Consider the following 13,059-nt stretch of genomic DNA (forward strand, 5'->3'; position numbering starts at 1 on the left):
GGTGCTAATCTGGTTAACGGCAGGCTGAACGGAAAACAGAAGGGCCGCCCGGGCAGATGGCATGAGCAGAGACCTCTACACGGTCGTCTCGACCATGAAGAACGAGGGCCCCTACATACTCGAATGGATGGCCCATTACCGTGCGCTGGGCTTCGACCGGGTCGTCGTCTGCACCAACGACTGCGCCGATACCACCGTCGAGATCCTGCAACGGCTCGAGGCGATGGGGCTGGTGCGCCACCATCCGACCGCGATCCGCACCGGCGGCATCCACCGCAGCGCGCTGCGTCAGGCGCGCCACTACAAGGAGGTGCAGGAAGCGCGCTGGGTCTTCGTCTGCGACGTGGACGAGTTTCTGAACATCCACATGGGCGACGGGTCGGTGCGGGCGCTGGTCGAGGGCTCGGGCGTCGGGGCCGACGTGATCTCGGTGCCGTGGCGCATTTTCGGCTCCGCCGGGATCGAGCGGATCGCCGACGCGCCGGTGACCGGCCAGTTCCGCATGGCCGAACTGCCCCACGACCCGGTTTCGCGGCCCGACACCGGCAAGTTCGTGAAGTCGATCTTCACCAACCAGGAAAAGTTCGGCCGCATGGGCCTTCACGCGCCGGTGATGCCGAAGGATCGCCGCGGAGAGGAGATCGCGGTGCTCCCGGGCGGCGCGCGCTACCATGTCGGCGGCACCCGCACCGGCAACCCGCCCGTCTTCGATCTCGCCCAGGTCAACCACTACGCGCTGCGCTCCATGGACAGCTTCCTCGTCAAGCGGGCGCGCGGCCGTGCCAACCACTCCCACCACGTGCTCGGTGTCGAGTACTGGGACCGTTTCGATCTGAACGAGGCGCCCGACACCAGCATCGCGCGCTACGACGCCGCGACGGAAGCGATCCGCACGGAACTGCACGCCGATCCGGTCCTCGCCGAACTCCACGCCCGCGCGCTCGACTGGCACCGGCGCAAGGCCGCCTCGATGCGGATGGATCCGGAACTCGACGTGCTGACCTCGGCGCTGGGCGCGCGCCGCCGCCGCGCCGCCTGAGCCGCGACGGTCCGCCGGGATGATCGCGCCGCCGGTTCTCACCTTTCCGCCGCGTGTGGCCGACTGGGTGCGCGAACGCTATGCCGCGGCACGGGTGATCCTCGAATACGGCAGCGGCGGCTCCACGATCCTCGCCGCCGGGATGCCGGGCAAGACCGTGTTTTCCGTCGAAAGCGACAAGGCCTGGGCAGAGAGCATGCAGGCGGTGCTCGAGGCGGGTGAATACCCCGCGACGGTCCGCCTGCACCACGTGGATATCGGCCCGACAGGCAAGTGGGGCCGGCCCGCCGACGGCGCGGGCTTTCGCCGCTACCATCGCTACCCGGTCTCGGTCTGGGAGCGACCCGACTTCGTGCAGCCCGATCTCGTGCTGATCGACGGGCGATTCCGCCTCGCCTGCGCGCTGACGACGATGCTGCTGACGACAAGGCCGCTGACGCTGCTCTTCGACGACTACGTGAACCGGCGCGCCTATCACGCCATCGAGCGCTTCCTCGACGTCGCGGAGACGCGGGGCCGCATGGCCCGCTTCGAGGTCGAGCCCCGTGCGCTGCCGCGCGAGGGCTTCTCCGTCATCGCCGGCGCCTTCGCGAAGGCGAACTAGGCCGGCCGCTTGACCCGCGCCGCGCCCCGTGCCCTCTTGGGCAATGAGGAGGACATGCCATGGCGATGCCGGGTTCGATCGACGACGTGGAGCGGCTGCTCGCGGGCGAAGGCTATGTCTGCGGGCGCGCGCTGGCGACGGTGGTGTTCCTGTCCCTGCGCCTCGGCCGGCCGCTCTTTCTCGAGGGCGAGGCCGGCGTCGGCAAGACCGAGATCGCCAAGGCGCTCTCCGCCGCGCTGGGCCGCAGGCTCATCCGGCTCCAGTGCTACGAGGGGCTCGACGCGGCCTCGGCCGTCTACGAATGGAACTTTCCCGCCCAGATGGTCGCGATCCGTACCGCCGAGGCGGTGGAGGGAACCGACCGCGAGACGCTCACCGACGAGCTCTTCTCCGAGCGGTTCCTGATCCGCCGCCCGCTTCTCGAGGCGATGTCGCCGCAGGATGGCGGGCCGCCGGTCCTGCTCATCGACGAGCTCGACCGCACCGACGCGCCCTTCGAGGCCTTCCTGCTCGAGGCGCTTTCCGATTTCCAGGTCACCATCCCCGAGCTCGGCACCGTGCGCGCGCCTGCCCCGCCGATCACGGTCATCACCTCCAACCGCACGCGAGAGGTGCACGACGCGCTCAAGCGCCGCTGCCTCTACCACTGGGTGGATTACCCGGATTTCGACCGCGAGCTGGCGATCCTGGGCGAGCGCGTGCCCGAGGCGTCCGAGGCGCTCTCGCGCGAGGTCGTGGCTTTCGTCCAGCGCCTGCGGACCGAGGATCTCTTCAAGAAACCGGGGGTGGCCGAGACCATCGACTGGGCGAAATGCCTGCTCGCGCTCGACATGATCGAGCTCTCGCCGCAGGTGATCGCGGACACGCTCGGCGCGATCCTGAAATACCAGGACGACATCGCGAAACTGCAGGGCTCGGAGGCCAGGCGCATCCTCGACGAAGCCCGCGCGGAACTGGCGCCGGCATGAGCGCGCCCGCGGCCCGGCGCACACGCCCGCGGGGGCGCCGCCCCGGATCGCCCCGCCCCCGTCTTCTTCTTGGCGGAAAATACTCCGGGGGTCCGGGGGCAGCGCCCCCGGTCCGTCGGCCGGTCCTCTAGGTCGCCGATGCCCGAACACGTGCCTCTCGAACTGCCCGAGCATCCCCGGCTGGTGGCGAACCTCGTGCATTTCGCCCGCGCGCTCCGCAAGGCGGGACTGCGGGTGGGTACGGGCCGCGTGGCCGATGCGACCCGCGCGGTGGAGGCGGCGGGCTTCACCGACCGGCGCGACTTCTATCACGTGCTCGAGGCGTGCTTCGTCTCCCGTCCAGAGGAGCGGCGTGTCTTTGCGCAGGTCTTCCGGCTGTTCTGGCGCGATCCGCGCTTCATGGAGCACATGATGGCGATGATGCTTCCCGCTTTGCGCGGTGTCGCCGAGGAGCGGCAGGCCGAGGCCGCCGAGAAGCGCGCCGCCGAGGCGCTCCTTCACGGCGCCGAGCCGCCGGCGACGCCGCAGCGCGAGGAAAAGGAGGAGGGCGAGACCGAGTTCGAGATCGACGCCTCGCTCACCATGTCCGCCGAGGAACGGCTGCGCATGCTGGATTTCGAGCAGATGAGCGCCGACGAGATCGCCAGGGCGCGGCGGATCCTCGCGGGCTTGACGCTGCCCGTCCGCCCGATCCCCTCGCGCCGCGCCGTGGGCGCGCCGTCCGGCCGCGCCATCGACCGGCGCAGGACGCTGCGCGCGGCGATCCGCACCGGCGGCGAGATGCAGCGCCTTCACCACGCAAGGCCGAGGCCCCGCTGGCCGAACCTCGTGGCGCTCTGCGACATCTCGGGTTCCATGAGCCAGTACAGCCGGGTGATCCTGCATTTCCTCCACTCGGTCTCCAACCGCAAGGGCGCGGGCTGGTCGGAGGTGCACGCCTTCACCTTCGGCACGCGGCTCACCAACATCACGCGCCACCTGCGCGCGCGGGACGTGGACGCCGCGCTCGCCGCCGCGGGGGCGGAGGCGCAGGACTGGGAGGGCGGCACGCGCATCGGCGACTGCCTGCACGCCTTCAACCGCGACTGGTCGCGGCGCGTGATGGGCCAGGGCGCGGTGGTGCTGCTGATCACCGACGGGCTGGAGCGCGGCGACCCGGAGCGGCTCGAGCGTGAGATGGAGCGGCTCAGGCTCACGGCGCGCCGGCTCGTCTGGGTGAACCCTCTCCTGCGCTTCGGAGAGTTCGCGCCGAAGGCGCAGGGGATCCGCGCCATGCTGCCCCATGTGGACAGCATGCGCGCGGGCCATTCCATCGCCACCCTCGAGGAGCTCGCCGCCGCGCTTTGCGCCCCCGAGGATGCCGGAGAGCGGGCGCGGCTCATGTCTGCTCTCGCCCCAGGAGCGGCTTGATCTGCATCAAGGCCCTTGCGGGCGCGAAGCCGTATTCCAAATAAGGAATGTGTTTCGCAACCGGCGAAAGGGAAATGTCATGCCACTCAACTGGAAAACGGGCGGGGTCCTGCTGGGCTTCGTGTTCTTCCTCGCGGTGCTTCTGGTGAAGCCCATCGGGGTCTCGACGCAGTTCGTGATTCTCGACGGCATCGTCGGCAGCGCCTTCAACCCGTCGCTCATCGAGCAGACGGCGGAGGGCTACACCTCGTCCAACGCCTATCTCGCCAAGTCGGGCGGGAAATACGCGGCGAACGCGGCCAACCCGCTGAACTACAGCTTTGTGTTCGTCCTTGCCATGGCGCTCGGCGCCTTCCTGTCGGCCATGGCGCGGGGCTGGGTGCCACGGGAGGAGCGGAGCGCGCCCGCGCTCTGGCGCGCGAATTTCGGCGACGGCGCGTGGAAGCGCTACGCCGTGGCCTTCGCGGGCGGCTTCGTCGTGCTCTACGGCGCGCGCCTCGCGGGGGGCTGCACGTCGGGGCACATGATGTCCGGCATGATGCAGACCGCCTTGTCGGGCTACATCTTCGCCCTCGGCGCCTTCGCCGCCGCCGTGCCGGTGGCACTCATGATGTACAAGCGGGAGGCCTGACCCATGACAAGCATCATTCTCGCGATCGCGATCGGAGCCGCGTTCGGCTTCACCCTCGACCGGATCGGGGCCACCAACCCCGACTGGATCTGGCGCATGCTGAGCCTGAAGCACCTGCACCTGATGAAGACCATCCTGCTCGCCATCGGCACAGGCTCGGTGCTGATGTTCGGCGGGCAGATGCTGGGCCTCGTCGATGTCGGCCACATGTCGGTGAAGGCCGCCTATGCCGGTGTCTTCATCGGCGGGGTGCTGCTCGGCGCGGGCTGGGCCGCCTCGGGCTTCTGCCCGGGCACGGGCGTCGCCGCCGCGGCGACGGGGCGCAAGGACGCGCTCTTCTTCATCGCCGGCGGCCTGCTCGGCGCCGCCGCCTACATGGTGAGCTACCCGTGGTGGCAGGCCAACGGGCTTCTGGACGACATCTTCGGGGGCAAGGTGACCCTCGGGACCGTTCCGGGCTCGGGCTACGCGGGCGTGACCGGCTTGCCGGGCGACGTGCTCGGCATCGTGCTCGGCCTCGCCTTCGTCGCGGTGGCCTTCGTGCTGCCCGACCGCCCTCTGGGCGAGGGCCGGCAGGCCGGAGAGAGCGTGCCGGCGGAGTGACCGGCGCCGCGCAGGCACCGGCCTGACCGACAGGGGCCGCGCCCTTGCAGGGCGCGGCCCCTTTGCGTTTGCGCTCTGCGGCCTTACCTTCACGACAGGATCCGTGACGGGAGATGCCGATGGACCGTTTCGACCACATCCCGGAGACCGCGCTCGCCTGGCATCGCGAGGGGCGCGGCGCGGCGCTCGCCACCGTGGTCGAGACCTGGGGCAGCGCGCCCCGGCGCGTCGGCGCGCAGCTCGCCGTCTCGGGCGAGGGCGCGATCGAGGGCTCGGTCTCGGGCGGCTGCGTCGAGGGCGCGGTGGTCGCCGAGGCGCTCGAGGCGATCGAGGAAGGCCAGGCCCGCCTTCTCGAGTTCGGCGTCTCGGACGCGGATGCCTTCGCCGTCGGCCTCGCCTGCGGCGGGACGATCCGCGTCCTGGTCGAGCCCGTGGGCCGCGTGCTGCCCGAGGCGATGCTCACCGAACTCGTGGATCACCGCGCGGCGCGGCGCCCCGTCGCCTATGTCGTCGATCTGGAGGGCGGGACGCGCCGCCTGACCACCGAGGGCTTCGCCGAACGCTTCCGCATGGATCGCTCCGGTGTCGAGGACGCGCGCACCTTCGTTGCCATTCACAACCCGCCCCTGCGCCTCGTCGTGGTGGGCGCTGTGCACATCGCGCAGGCCCTGGTGCCCATGGCCCGTATCGCCGGATACGATCCCGTCCTCGTGGACCCGCGTGAGGCGTTCGCCTCGGAGGCGCGTTTTCCCGGCGAACGCCTCCTGCACGACTGGCCCGACGACGCCGTGGACGCGATCGGCCTCGACCAGCGCACCGCGCTCGTTCTGCTGACCCACGACCCGAAGCTCGACGACCCGGCACTGGCACGCGCGCTGCGCTCGGACGTGTTCTACATCGGTGCCCTGGGCTCGACCCGGACGCATGCCAAGCGCGTGGCGCGGCTGGCCGAGGCCGGTTTTTCGCAAGATGAGATCGCGCGCATCCACGCGCCGGTCGGCCTCGACATCGGCGCCGCGGGCCCGGCCGAGATCGCCGTCGCGATCCTGGCCGAGATGACGCGCGTCCTGAGGCAGGGGGCATGAGGTTCGGGGCGATGCCGCTCGACGAGGCCGAGGGGGCCATGCTGGCCCATTCGGTGCGCCTTTCGTCCGGCAAGCTCGCGAAGGGCCGCGTCCTGTCCGCAGAGGATCTGGCCGCGCTCCGCGCCGAAGGCGCGGAGCGGGTGACGGTGGCGCGGCTCGATCCCGGCGACATGGCCGAGAACGAGGCGGCGCTGGCGCTTGCCCGCGCGCTGGTGCCCGATCCCGGGGCCGCGGGCCTGCGCCTGACCGATCCGTTCACCGGACGGGTCAACCTGATCGCCGATCACCCGGGGGTCGTGGCCATGGACGAGGCGCGGCTCACGGCCGTCAACCGCGTGGACCCGATGATCACGCTCGCCACCGTGCCGCCTTTCCAGCAGATGGCGCCGGGTGGCATGGTCGGGACGGTGAAGATCATTTCCTACGGCGTGGATGGTGCGCGCGTGGCGGAAGCCTGCGAGGCCGCGCAGGGCGCGATCCGGCTCGCGCGGCCCGCGATCTCGCGCGCCGCGCTGGTGGTGAGCGAGATCGCCGGAGGCGCGGGCGAGAAGGGCGTGCCCGCGGTGCAGGGACGTCTCGACGCGCTGGGGATCGCCATGGAGGCGCCGGTCCTGGTGCCGCACGAAACGGGCGCCATCGCCCGCGCGGTGGCGGAGGCGCCGGGCGATTTGGTGCTGATCCTTACCGGATCCGCCACCTCGGATCCGCGGGACGTGGCCCCCGAGGCCGTGCGCGCCGCCGGGGGCCGGGTGGACCGCTTCGGCATGCCCGTCGACCCCGGCAACCTGCTCTTTCTCGGCCGCCAGGGCGGGCGTCCGGTGATCGGCCTGCCGGGCTGCGCGCGCAGCCCCGCGCTCAATGGCGCGGACTGGGTGCTGGCGCGGGTGGCCTGCGGAATCGAGGTCACGGCCGACGACATCGCCCGGATGGGCGTCGGCGGGCTGCTGAAGGAAATTCCCACGCGTCCGCAGCCGCGTGCGGCCCGGGCGCGCAGGGAAAAGGAGGGTGCGCGGCAACCGACGCACTCATCACCATGACAGGGAGACATGCCATGACAGCGACGAAGATGACGGGCCTGCTGACCGCCGCGGCGCTTTGCGCCGCCGCGGGGACCGCGGATGCCGGGATCGAGGGCCGGTACGTGGAGTACGCCGTCGGCGACACCACTCTGGAGGGCTACTACGCGCGCAACACCGATCTCGAGGAGGCCCGCGGCACGGTTCTCATCATCCACGACTGGAACGGCATGACCGACTACGAGGAGCGCCGCGCCGAGATGCTGGCCGCAGAGGGCTACGCCGCCTTTGCGCTCGATGTCTACGGCAAGGACACGGACCCGCAGTCCGTCGACGAATACCGCGCCCTCTCGGGGGCGATGTACGGCGACCGGGAGACTTTCCGCGAACGTCTCGCCGCAGGGCTCGAGGCCGCGCGCGCGCAGCCCGGGGCCAGCGAGGCGGTGGTCGTGATGGGCTACTGCTTCGGCGGCGCCGGAACGCTCGAGATGGCGCGGGCGGGGACCGACGCGGTGGGCTTCGTCAGCTTCCACGGCGGGCTCGGCACGCCCGAGGGCCAGGGCTACGCGGGGCAGGACGCGCCGGTCCTGATCCTGCATGGCTCCGCCGACCCGGTGTCGGGCATGACCGACCTCGCCGCACTGCTCGACGAGCTTCAGGAGGCCGGCGTGCCGCACGAGGCGCGCGTCTTCGGCGGCGCGCGGCATTCCTTCACGGTCTGGGGCTCGAACGACTACGACGTGCAGGCCGACCGGGGCAGCTGGGAGGCGCTGGGCGCGTTCTTGGACGCGCGGTTCTGAACAGGGTCGAAGGCTATCCGCCGCGAAGGCGGCCTTCACGCCCAGTGCTTGCGAAAAGGCGGCCCGGAAAGGCGGGCCGTCAGCGCGGTTTCCGGGCGACGAAATCGATCAGGGCGGAGAGGCCGGCGTGGCCCGCGCCCTCGCGGATGTCCCTTTCATGGGCGCGGTTCTCCAGGATCTCCCACCCCACGAACGCCCGTGCGAGCATGTCCTCGGTGTACATGTTCTCGGGGTCGGGCGGGCCGCCCGTGCCGCGCCCGACCTGATCGGGCGTGTAACCGTGCAGCAGCAGCAGGCCGTCGGCGCGCGTGGCCTCCTGCATCTTCGCGAAGAGCCGCGCGCGATCCTCCGGACCCGCGAACTGGACGAAGATCGCCACGACGATGTCGTAGGGGCCGCCCCAATCTTCGGAAAGCACGTCGGCCTCCACGAAATCGACCGTCACGCCCCGGTCCCGGGCTAGGCGGCGCGCCTTGGCGATGGCCGACGGCGCGTATTCCATCGCTGTCACGTGCAGCCCGCGGCCGGCCATGAACACCGAGTTGCGCCCCTCGCCGTCGGCGACGGAAAGCGCGCTGGCGCCCGGTGTCAGCAGATGGGCATGATCGAGGAGGAAGGCCGCGGGATCGGTTCCGAAAAGGTAATCGGGCGTGCTGAAACGCGCCTCCCACCGCGAGGAGGCGCCATCGTTCACCGGCTCACGGGGCCGATCATCATGATCATCTGCCGGCCCTCCATCTTCGGCATGTTCTCGACCTTGCCGATCTCCTTGACGTCCTCCGCGACGCGTTCGAGGAGTTCCCGCCCGAGGTTCTGGTGCGCCATTTCACGGCCGCGGAAGCGCAGCGTCACCTTCACCTTGTCCCCTTTTTCCAGGAACTTGACCACGTTGCGCATCTTGACGGCGTAGTCGTGAATGTCGGTGTTGGGCCGGAACTTGACTTCCTTGACCTCGATGACCTTCTGCTTCTTCTTGGCTTCGGCCTCGCGCTTCTGCTGCTCGTACTTGAACTTGCCGAAATCCATGATCTTGCAGACCGGGGGATTGGCGTTCGGCGAGATCTCGACGAGGTCGAGACCGGCCTGTTCGGCCAGTTCAAGCCCCCGGCTGGGCGTCACCACGCCGACATTCTCGCCATCGGCGCCGATCAGGCGGATTTCGGGCGCACGGATACGGTCGTTCACGCGGGGTCCGGTGTCGCGCGTCGGCGGCGCGTTATGAGGTCTTCGGGCTATGGTTTTGTTCCTTCGGCGGTGACAGGATTGCGAAGCGGCAAGTTAAACGCGGCTCCGGTCCGATTCAAGCGTGGAGTCGGCTGCAAAACGCCGTTCGGGAAGGCTTTTACTTGCGCCGGACGTCCCGGCGCACGATGTCATGCGATGTGACCGGCCGGTTCGCGGCGGTCGCGCAAGGAGGATGCCCCAATGCGAAACCTGATCCTGATACTGATCGCCGCGGCCGTGGCCATCGGCGGATACTTCTTCCTGACGGCCGAGGAGCCGTCCGATGTGGCCGAGGCCGTGGAGGATGCAACCTCCGAGGCCGCGGAAGAGGCCGGGACCGTTCTCGAGCAGGCCGAGGAGGCCGCGGGCGCTGCCGTCGAGGCCGTACAGGACGCCGCGGAGAGCGCGGCCGACACGGCCGGAGAGGCGATGGAGACCACGACCGAGACCGCCGAGGATACGGCGCAGACCGCCACCGAAGCGGCCGAGGACGCCGTGGATACCGCGACCGAGACGGCCGAGGATACCGCGGAAACCGTGGAAGGCGCGGTCGAAGACGCCGTCGGAGCGGACGGGGAAGCTGCAGATACCGCCGCGGACACCGCCGAAAGCGCGGCCGCCGAGGATGCAGCCGACACCGCCACGGAAGAGACGACGCCGGAGGGCCCGGCGGCCGAGGACGCCGCCGACACCGCGTCCGAGACCGCGACGGAGGAGGGCGAGGTGCCGGACGCGCTGACCGCCGAGGATTTCGACTACGACCGTGTGGAAGAGATCATCGACAATTCGTCGCTGGGCGAGATGGAAAAGACCACGCTGAAACTGGTGGTCCGCGAGGCGCAGGGCGATCCGGAGCTGCTGCAATCCGCGCTCGAGCGCGTGCGCGAGGCGCTCGGCCTCTGATCGGAGGGCGGGCCCGCCGTCGCGCGGGCCTGCCGCCTCAACCGACGAAGGCTTTCTCGACGACATACTCCGCGGGCTCGGAATTCGCGCCTTCGCGCAGGCCCGCCCGTTCCAGCAGCGCCTTCATGTCGGTGTTGAAGCCGAGCGATCCGCAGACCATCGCGCGATCCGTTTCGGGGCCGAAATCCGCCACGCAAAGATCCGAAAACAGCGTGCCGTCTTCCATCAGTGTGGTGATTCGGCCCATCTTCGCGCTCTCCTCGCGCGTGGTCGTGGGGTAGTAGGCGAGCTTCCCGCCCACCATCTCGCCGATGAGTGGATCCTCCGAGAGGCTCTCGACCAGCCGGCGCCCGTATTCCAGCTCCGCCACCTCGCGGCAGGTATGGGTCAGGATGACCTGATCGTAATCCTCGTAGGTCTGCGGGTCGCGGATGAGCGAGGCGAAGGGCGCGAGCCCGGTGCCGGTGGAAAAGAACCAGATCCGCTTGCCGGGCAGCAGCGCGTCGTGCACGAGCGTGCCCACGGGTTTCGGACGCAGGATGATCTGGTCGCCCGGCTGGATGTGCTGCAGTCGCGAGGTGAGCGGCCCGTCCTGCACCTTGATCGAGTAGAACTCGAGCTCGTCGGCCCAGGCCGGGCTCGCGATGGAATAGGCGCGCAGGAGCGGCTTGCCGTCGTCCTTCAGCAGGCCGATCATCACGAATTCCCCCGACCGGAAGCGCAGGCTTTTCGGCCGCTCCACCCGGAACGAGAACAACCGGTCCGTCCAGTGGGTCACGTCGGTCACTGTGGCCGCATCTGGCAGGGCGGGGGCTGGGCCCGTCTGGGCCGGGGTCGCGGGGCTGGGGTCGGTCACTGTCATGTCCAAGGGCTTAAACCTGCACCCCTGTCTAGACATTGATTCATGTCAGGAAAAGGGGATGGCGGCGGCCGGTCGCGGCAGCTTCGGAGTTTTTCGCACGCGTCGCTGGAGGCCGGGGCGATGTCCGCTATGTTGAACACTGGGAAAATTTCCAGAGCGGTGGGGAGATCAGGGATGGCGTCACGGCTCGACGAGCTTGACATGAGGATCCTGCGGCAGCTTCAAGAGGATGCCGGGCAGTCTCTGGAGGAGATCGCGCGCGCCGTCGGCTCGTCCAAGACGCCGGTCTGGAACCGCATCCGCAAGATGCGCGAGGCCGGGGTCGTGGGCCGGCAGACCGTCGTCCTGGACGCCGAGGCGCTGGGGTTCGAGGCCTGTTTCTTCGTTCTGATCCGCACCTCCGAGCACGAGGCGGAGTGGCAGGCGGAGTTCCTTCAGGCGCTGCGCGAGCGGCCCGAGGTGCAGGAGGCGCACCGCCTTGCGGGCGACGTGGATTATATCCTGAAGGTCAGGGTGAGGAATGCGCGCGCCTACGACGCGTTCTACCAGTCGCTCATCGCCCGGGTGAAGGTGCACAACGTCACCGCGCTGCTGTCCATGGAAGAGATCAAGGCCACGACCGCGCTGCCGATCTGACGGCGCGGCCGGTCATCGCCGGACCGTAAGCCGCTCCAGCCCGTGGAAGTGGTAGAGATCCGCGTAGCGCGGCGGCGCGGCGAGCCGAAGCTTCGGACAGCGCGCGAAGAGCGTGGCCAGCCCGATCCGAAGCTCGAGCCGCGCAAGCGGCGCGCCCACGCAGAAATGAAGCCCCGCGCCGAAGGCGGCGTTGGGCCGGACGGGGCGCGCGGGGTCGAAGCGCTCCGGCGCGTGCCAGCGGGCGGGGTCGCGGTTGGCCGCGCCGAGCAGGAGCGCGATCCGGTCGCCCCGGGCGAAACGGTGGCCGGCGATCTCCGCATCCTCGTAGGCCCAGCGCGTGAACATGTGCAGCGGCGGGTCGAATCGCAGGATTTCCTCGACGGTTCCCTCGACCCGGTCGGGCGCGAGCGCGTCCTGCGCCGCGTGCTCGAGGATCGCCTTCACGCCGTTGCCCAGCGTGTGGACGGTGGCCTCGTGCCCGGCGTTCAGCAGCAGCACGCAGGTGGCGATCAGCTCTTCGGTGGAAAGCGTGTCGCCCGCGTCCTCGGCGGCGACGAGATGGGAGATGAGGTCGTCGGCCGGACGCGCGCGGCGCGCTTCGGCATGGCGGCGCAGGAAATCGGCGAACTCGCCCGCGGCTTGCGCCGCAGACTCCTCCGCGGCGCGGTCGCGGCGGGCCTGATACATCGCCACCATGGCGTGCGACCAGGCGAGAAGCTGGGGTGCCATCGCTTCGGGCACACCGAGAAGCCGCGCGATGACGATCACCGGCAGCCTTTCGCAGTAGGCAGGCAGCAGGTCGAACGCGCCCTCGGGGAAACCGTCGATCAGGTCATGGCAGAGCGCCTCGATCTCGGGCGCGAGCGCAGCGATCCGGCGCGTCGTGAAGGCGCGCAGCACCAGCTTTCGCAGCCGCGTGTGCCGGGGCGGCTCGAGCTCCAGCATGGAGTGGTCGTCGATCGCGTAAAACGGCACGAGATGCGCGGGCGGCGCCTCCGCCAGTTCCCGCGGTGTCTCGCGGCCGAATCGCCGGTCGCGCAGCACCGCGTCCACCGTCGCGAAATCGAAGGCGGCCGGCATCGCGTACGCGTCCCACCAGTGGAGCGACCCGCGCCTGCGCGCGGCGGCATAGGCCGGGTAGGGGTCCTGAACGAAGGCGGGATCGGTGGGGGATTGGTGGAAACGGTCCATGACCCTGCATCGCGGATGGGACAGGCAAAGCGCAAGGGGATCAAGAAAGTCGACAGAAAGGATCGGAAAACTGTTGACCTGTCCGCG

General features: G+C 69.9%; 15 protein-coding genes. 11 read left to right on the top strand and 4 right to left on the bottom strand.

Annotated elements, in window-relative coordinates; genetic code table 11:
- Nucleotides 1-61: 61 nt before the first annotated feature.
- The 9 genes from AB6A69_RS04610 to AB6A69_RS04650 all read left to right on the top strand — a co-directional run bounded on the left by AB6A69_RS04610 (nt 62) and on the right by AB6A69_RS04650 (nt 8,156).
- A complete protein-coding gene (locus AB6A69_RS04610; protein ID WP_371059904.1) occupies nt 62-1,039 on the top strand; it encodes a glycosyltransferase family 2 protein in 978 nt (325 codons plus the stop codon).
- Between the two features lie 19 nt (nt 1,040-1,058).
- Entirely contained in the window at nt 1,059-1,643 is a 585-nt protein-coding gene (locus AB6A69_RS04615; RefSeq protein WP_371036912.1) for a hypothetical protein, read from the top strand.
- 59 nt (nt 1,644-1,702) lie between these two features.
- Complete coding sequence (locus AB6A69_RS04620; RefSeq protein ID WP_371059905.1) at nt 1,703-2,611, top strand: AAA family ATPase; 909 nt, start codon at nt 1,703-1,705, stop codon at nt 2,609-2,611.
- 138 nt (nt 2,612-2,749) lie between these two features.
- Complete coding sequence (locus AB6A69_RS04625; RefSeq protein WP_371059906.1) at nt 2,750-4,021, top strand: VWA domain-containing protein; 1,272 nt, start codon at nt 2,750-2,752, stop codon at nt 4,019-4,021.
- Between the two features lie 79 nt (nt 4,022-4,100).
- Nucleotides 4,101-4,652, top strand: a complete 552-nt coding sequence (locus tag AB6A69_RS04630) for a YeeE/YedE thiosulfate transporter family protein (RefSeq protein WP_371056092.1) — start codon at nt 4,101-4,103, stop codon at nt 4,650-4,652.
- Nucleotides 4,653-4,655: 3 nt separating this feature from the next.
- The gene (locus AB6A69_RS04635; protein ID WP_371036908.1) at nt 4,656-5,255 is read left to right on the top strand and encodes a YeeE/YedE thiosulfate transporter family protein; all 600 of its coding nucleotides are present in this window, start codon (nt 4,656-4,658) and stop codon (nt 5,253-5,255) included.
- Nucleotides 5,256-5,374: 119 nt separating this feature from the next.
- Complete coding sequence (locus AB6A69_RS04640; protein WP_371059907.1) at nt 5,375-6,340, top strand: XdhC family protein; 966 nt, start codon at nt 5,375-5,377, stop codon at nt 6,338-6,340.
- Nucleotides 6,337-7,377: a molybdopterin-binding protein gene (locus AB6A69_RS04645; RefSeq protein WP_371059908.1), complete on the top strand. Its 1,041-nt coding sequence runs from the start codon at nt 6,337-6,339 to the stop codon at nt 7,375-7,377. Before AB6A69_RS04640 ends, AB6A69_RS04645 begins: the two co-directional genes overlap by 4 nt.
- A gap of 14 nt (nt 7,378-7,391) precedes the next feature.
- Nucleotides 7,392-8,156, top strand: coding sequence for a dienelactone hydrolase family protein (locus tag AB6A69_RS04650; RefSeq protein ID WP_371059909.1), 765 nt, complete (start codon nt 7,392-7,394; stop codon nt 8,154-8,156).
- A gap of 79 nt (nt 8,157-8,235) precedes the next feature.
- Here the strand turns inward: AB6A69_RS04650 and AB6A69_RS04655 are convergent, their stop codons facing one another.
- Both AB6A69_RS04655 and infC read right to left on the bottom strand, forming a co-directional pair.
- Nucleotides 8,236-8,850, bottom strand: coding sequence for a cyclopropane-fatty-acyl-phospholipid synthase family protein (locus AB6A69_RS04655; protein WP_371059910.1), 615 nt, complete (start codon nt 8,848-8,850; stop codon nt 8,236-8,238).
- Nucleotides 8,847-9,392, bottom strand: coding sequence for a translation initiation factor IF-3 (gene infC / locus AB6A69_RS04660; RefSeq protein ID WP_371037239.1), 546 nt, complete (start codon nt 9,390-9,392; stop codon nt 8,847-8,849). Before infC ends, AB6A69_RS04655 begins: the two co-directional genes overlap by 4 nt.
- 189 nt (nt 9,393-9,581) lie before the next feature.
- Between infC and AB6A69_RS04665 the strand changes: the two genes are divergently transcribed.
- A complete protein-coding gene (locus tag AB6A69_RS04665; protein WP_371059911.1) occupies nt 9,582-10,283 on the top strand; it encodes a translation initiation factor 3 in 702 nt (233 codons plus the stop codon).
- Between the two features lie 37 nt (nt 10,284-10,320).
- Here the strand turns inward: AB6A69_RS04665 and AB6A69_RS04670 are convergent, their stop codons facing one another.
- A complete protein-coding gene (locus tag AB6A69_RS04670; RefSeq protein WP_371059912.1) occupies nt 10,321-11,145 on the bottom strand; it encodes a ferredoxin--NADP reductase in 825 nt (274 codons plus the stop codon).
- A gap of 174 nt (nt 11,146-11,319) precedes the next feature.
- Between AB6A69_RS04670 and AB6A69_RS04675 the strand changes: the two genes are divergently transcribed.
- Nucleotides 11,320-11,781, top strand: a complete 462-nt coding sequence (locus AB6A69_RS04675) for an Lrp/AsnC family transcriptional regulator (RefSeq protein ID WP_371036902.1) — start codon at nt 11,320-11,322, stop codon at nt 11,779-11,781.
- A gap of 12 nt (nt 11,782-11,793) precedes the next feature.
- Here the strand turns inward: AB6A69_RS04675 and AB6A69_RS04680 are convergent, their stop codons facing one another.
- Nucleotides 11,794-12,972, bottom strand: coding sequence for a cytochrome P450 (locus AB6A69_RS04680; protein WP_371059913.1), 1,179 nt, complete (start codon nt 12,970-12,972; stop codon nt 11,794-11,796).
- Nucleotides 12,973-13,059: the final 87 nt, after the last annotated feature.

It is taken from the genome of Rhodosalinus sp. 5P4, from assembly GCF_041365695.1.
In the GTDB taxonomy this organism is placed as follows: Bacteria; Pseudomonadota; Alphaproteobacteria; order Rhodobacterales; family Rhodobacteraceae; genus Rhodosalinus.

Bases quoted from the DNA above. Each gene is read 5' to 3' on its own strand.
- AB6A69_RS04610 (WP_371059904.1), top strand. From the start codon at position 62: ATGAGCAGAGACCTCTACACGGTCGTCTCGACCATGAAGAACGAGGGC.
- AB6A69_RS04615 (WP_371036912.1), top strand. From the start codon at position 1,059: ATGATCGCGCCGCCGGTTCTCACCTTTCCGCCGCGTGTGGCCGACTGG.
- AB6A69_RS04620 (WP_371059905.1), top strand. From the start codon at position 1,703: ATGGCGATGCCGGGTTCGATCGACGACGTGGAGCGGCTGCTCGCGGGC.
- AB6A69_RS04625 (WP_371059906.1), top strand. From the start codon at position 2,750: ATGCCCGAACACGTGCCTCTCGAACTGCCCGAGCATCCCCGGCTGGTG.
- AB6A69_RS04630 (WP_371056092.1), top strand. From the start codon at position 4,101: ATGCCACTCAACTGGAAAACGGGCGGGGTCCTGCTGGGCTTCGTGTTC.
- AB6A69_RS04635 (WP_371036908.1), top strand. From the start codon at position 4,656: ATGACAAGCATCATTCTCGCGATCGCGATCGGAGCCGCGTTCGGCTTC.
- AB6A69_RS04640 (WP_371059907.1), top strand. From the start codon at position 5,375: ATGGACCGTTTCGACCACATCCCGGAGACCGCGCTCGCCTGGCATCGC.
- AB6A69_RS04645 (WP_371059908.1), top strand. From the start codon at position 6,337: ATGAGGTTCGGGGCGATGCCGCTCGACGAGGCCGAGGGGGCCATGCTG.
- AB6A69_RS04650 (WP_371059909.1), top strand. From the start codon at position 7,392: ATGACAGCGACGAAGATGACGGGCCTGCTGACCGCCGCGGCGCTTTGC.
- AB6A69_RS04665 (WP_371059911.1), top strand. From the start codon at position 9,582: ATGCGAAACCTGATCCTGATACTGATCGCCGCGGCCGTGGCCATCGGC.
- AB6A69_RS04670 (WP_371059912.1), bottom strand. From the start codon at position 11,145: ATGACAGTGACCGACCCCAGCCCCGCGACCCCGGCCCAGACGGGCCCA.
- AB6A69_RS04675 (WP_371036902.1), top strand. From the start codon at position 11,320: ATGGCGTCACGGCTCGACGAGCTTGACATGAGGATCCTGCGGCAGCTT.
- AB6A69_RS04680 (WP_371059913.1), bottom strand. From the start codon at position 12,972: ATGGACCGTTTCCACCAATCCCCCACCGATCCCGCCTTCGTTCAGGAC.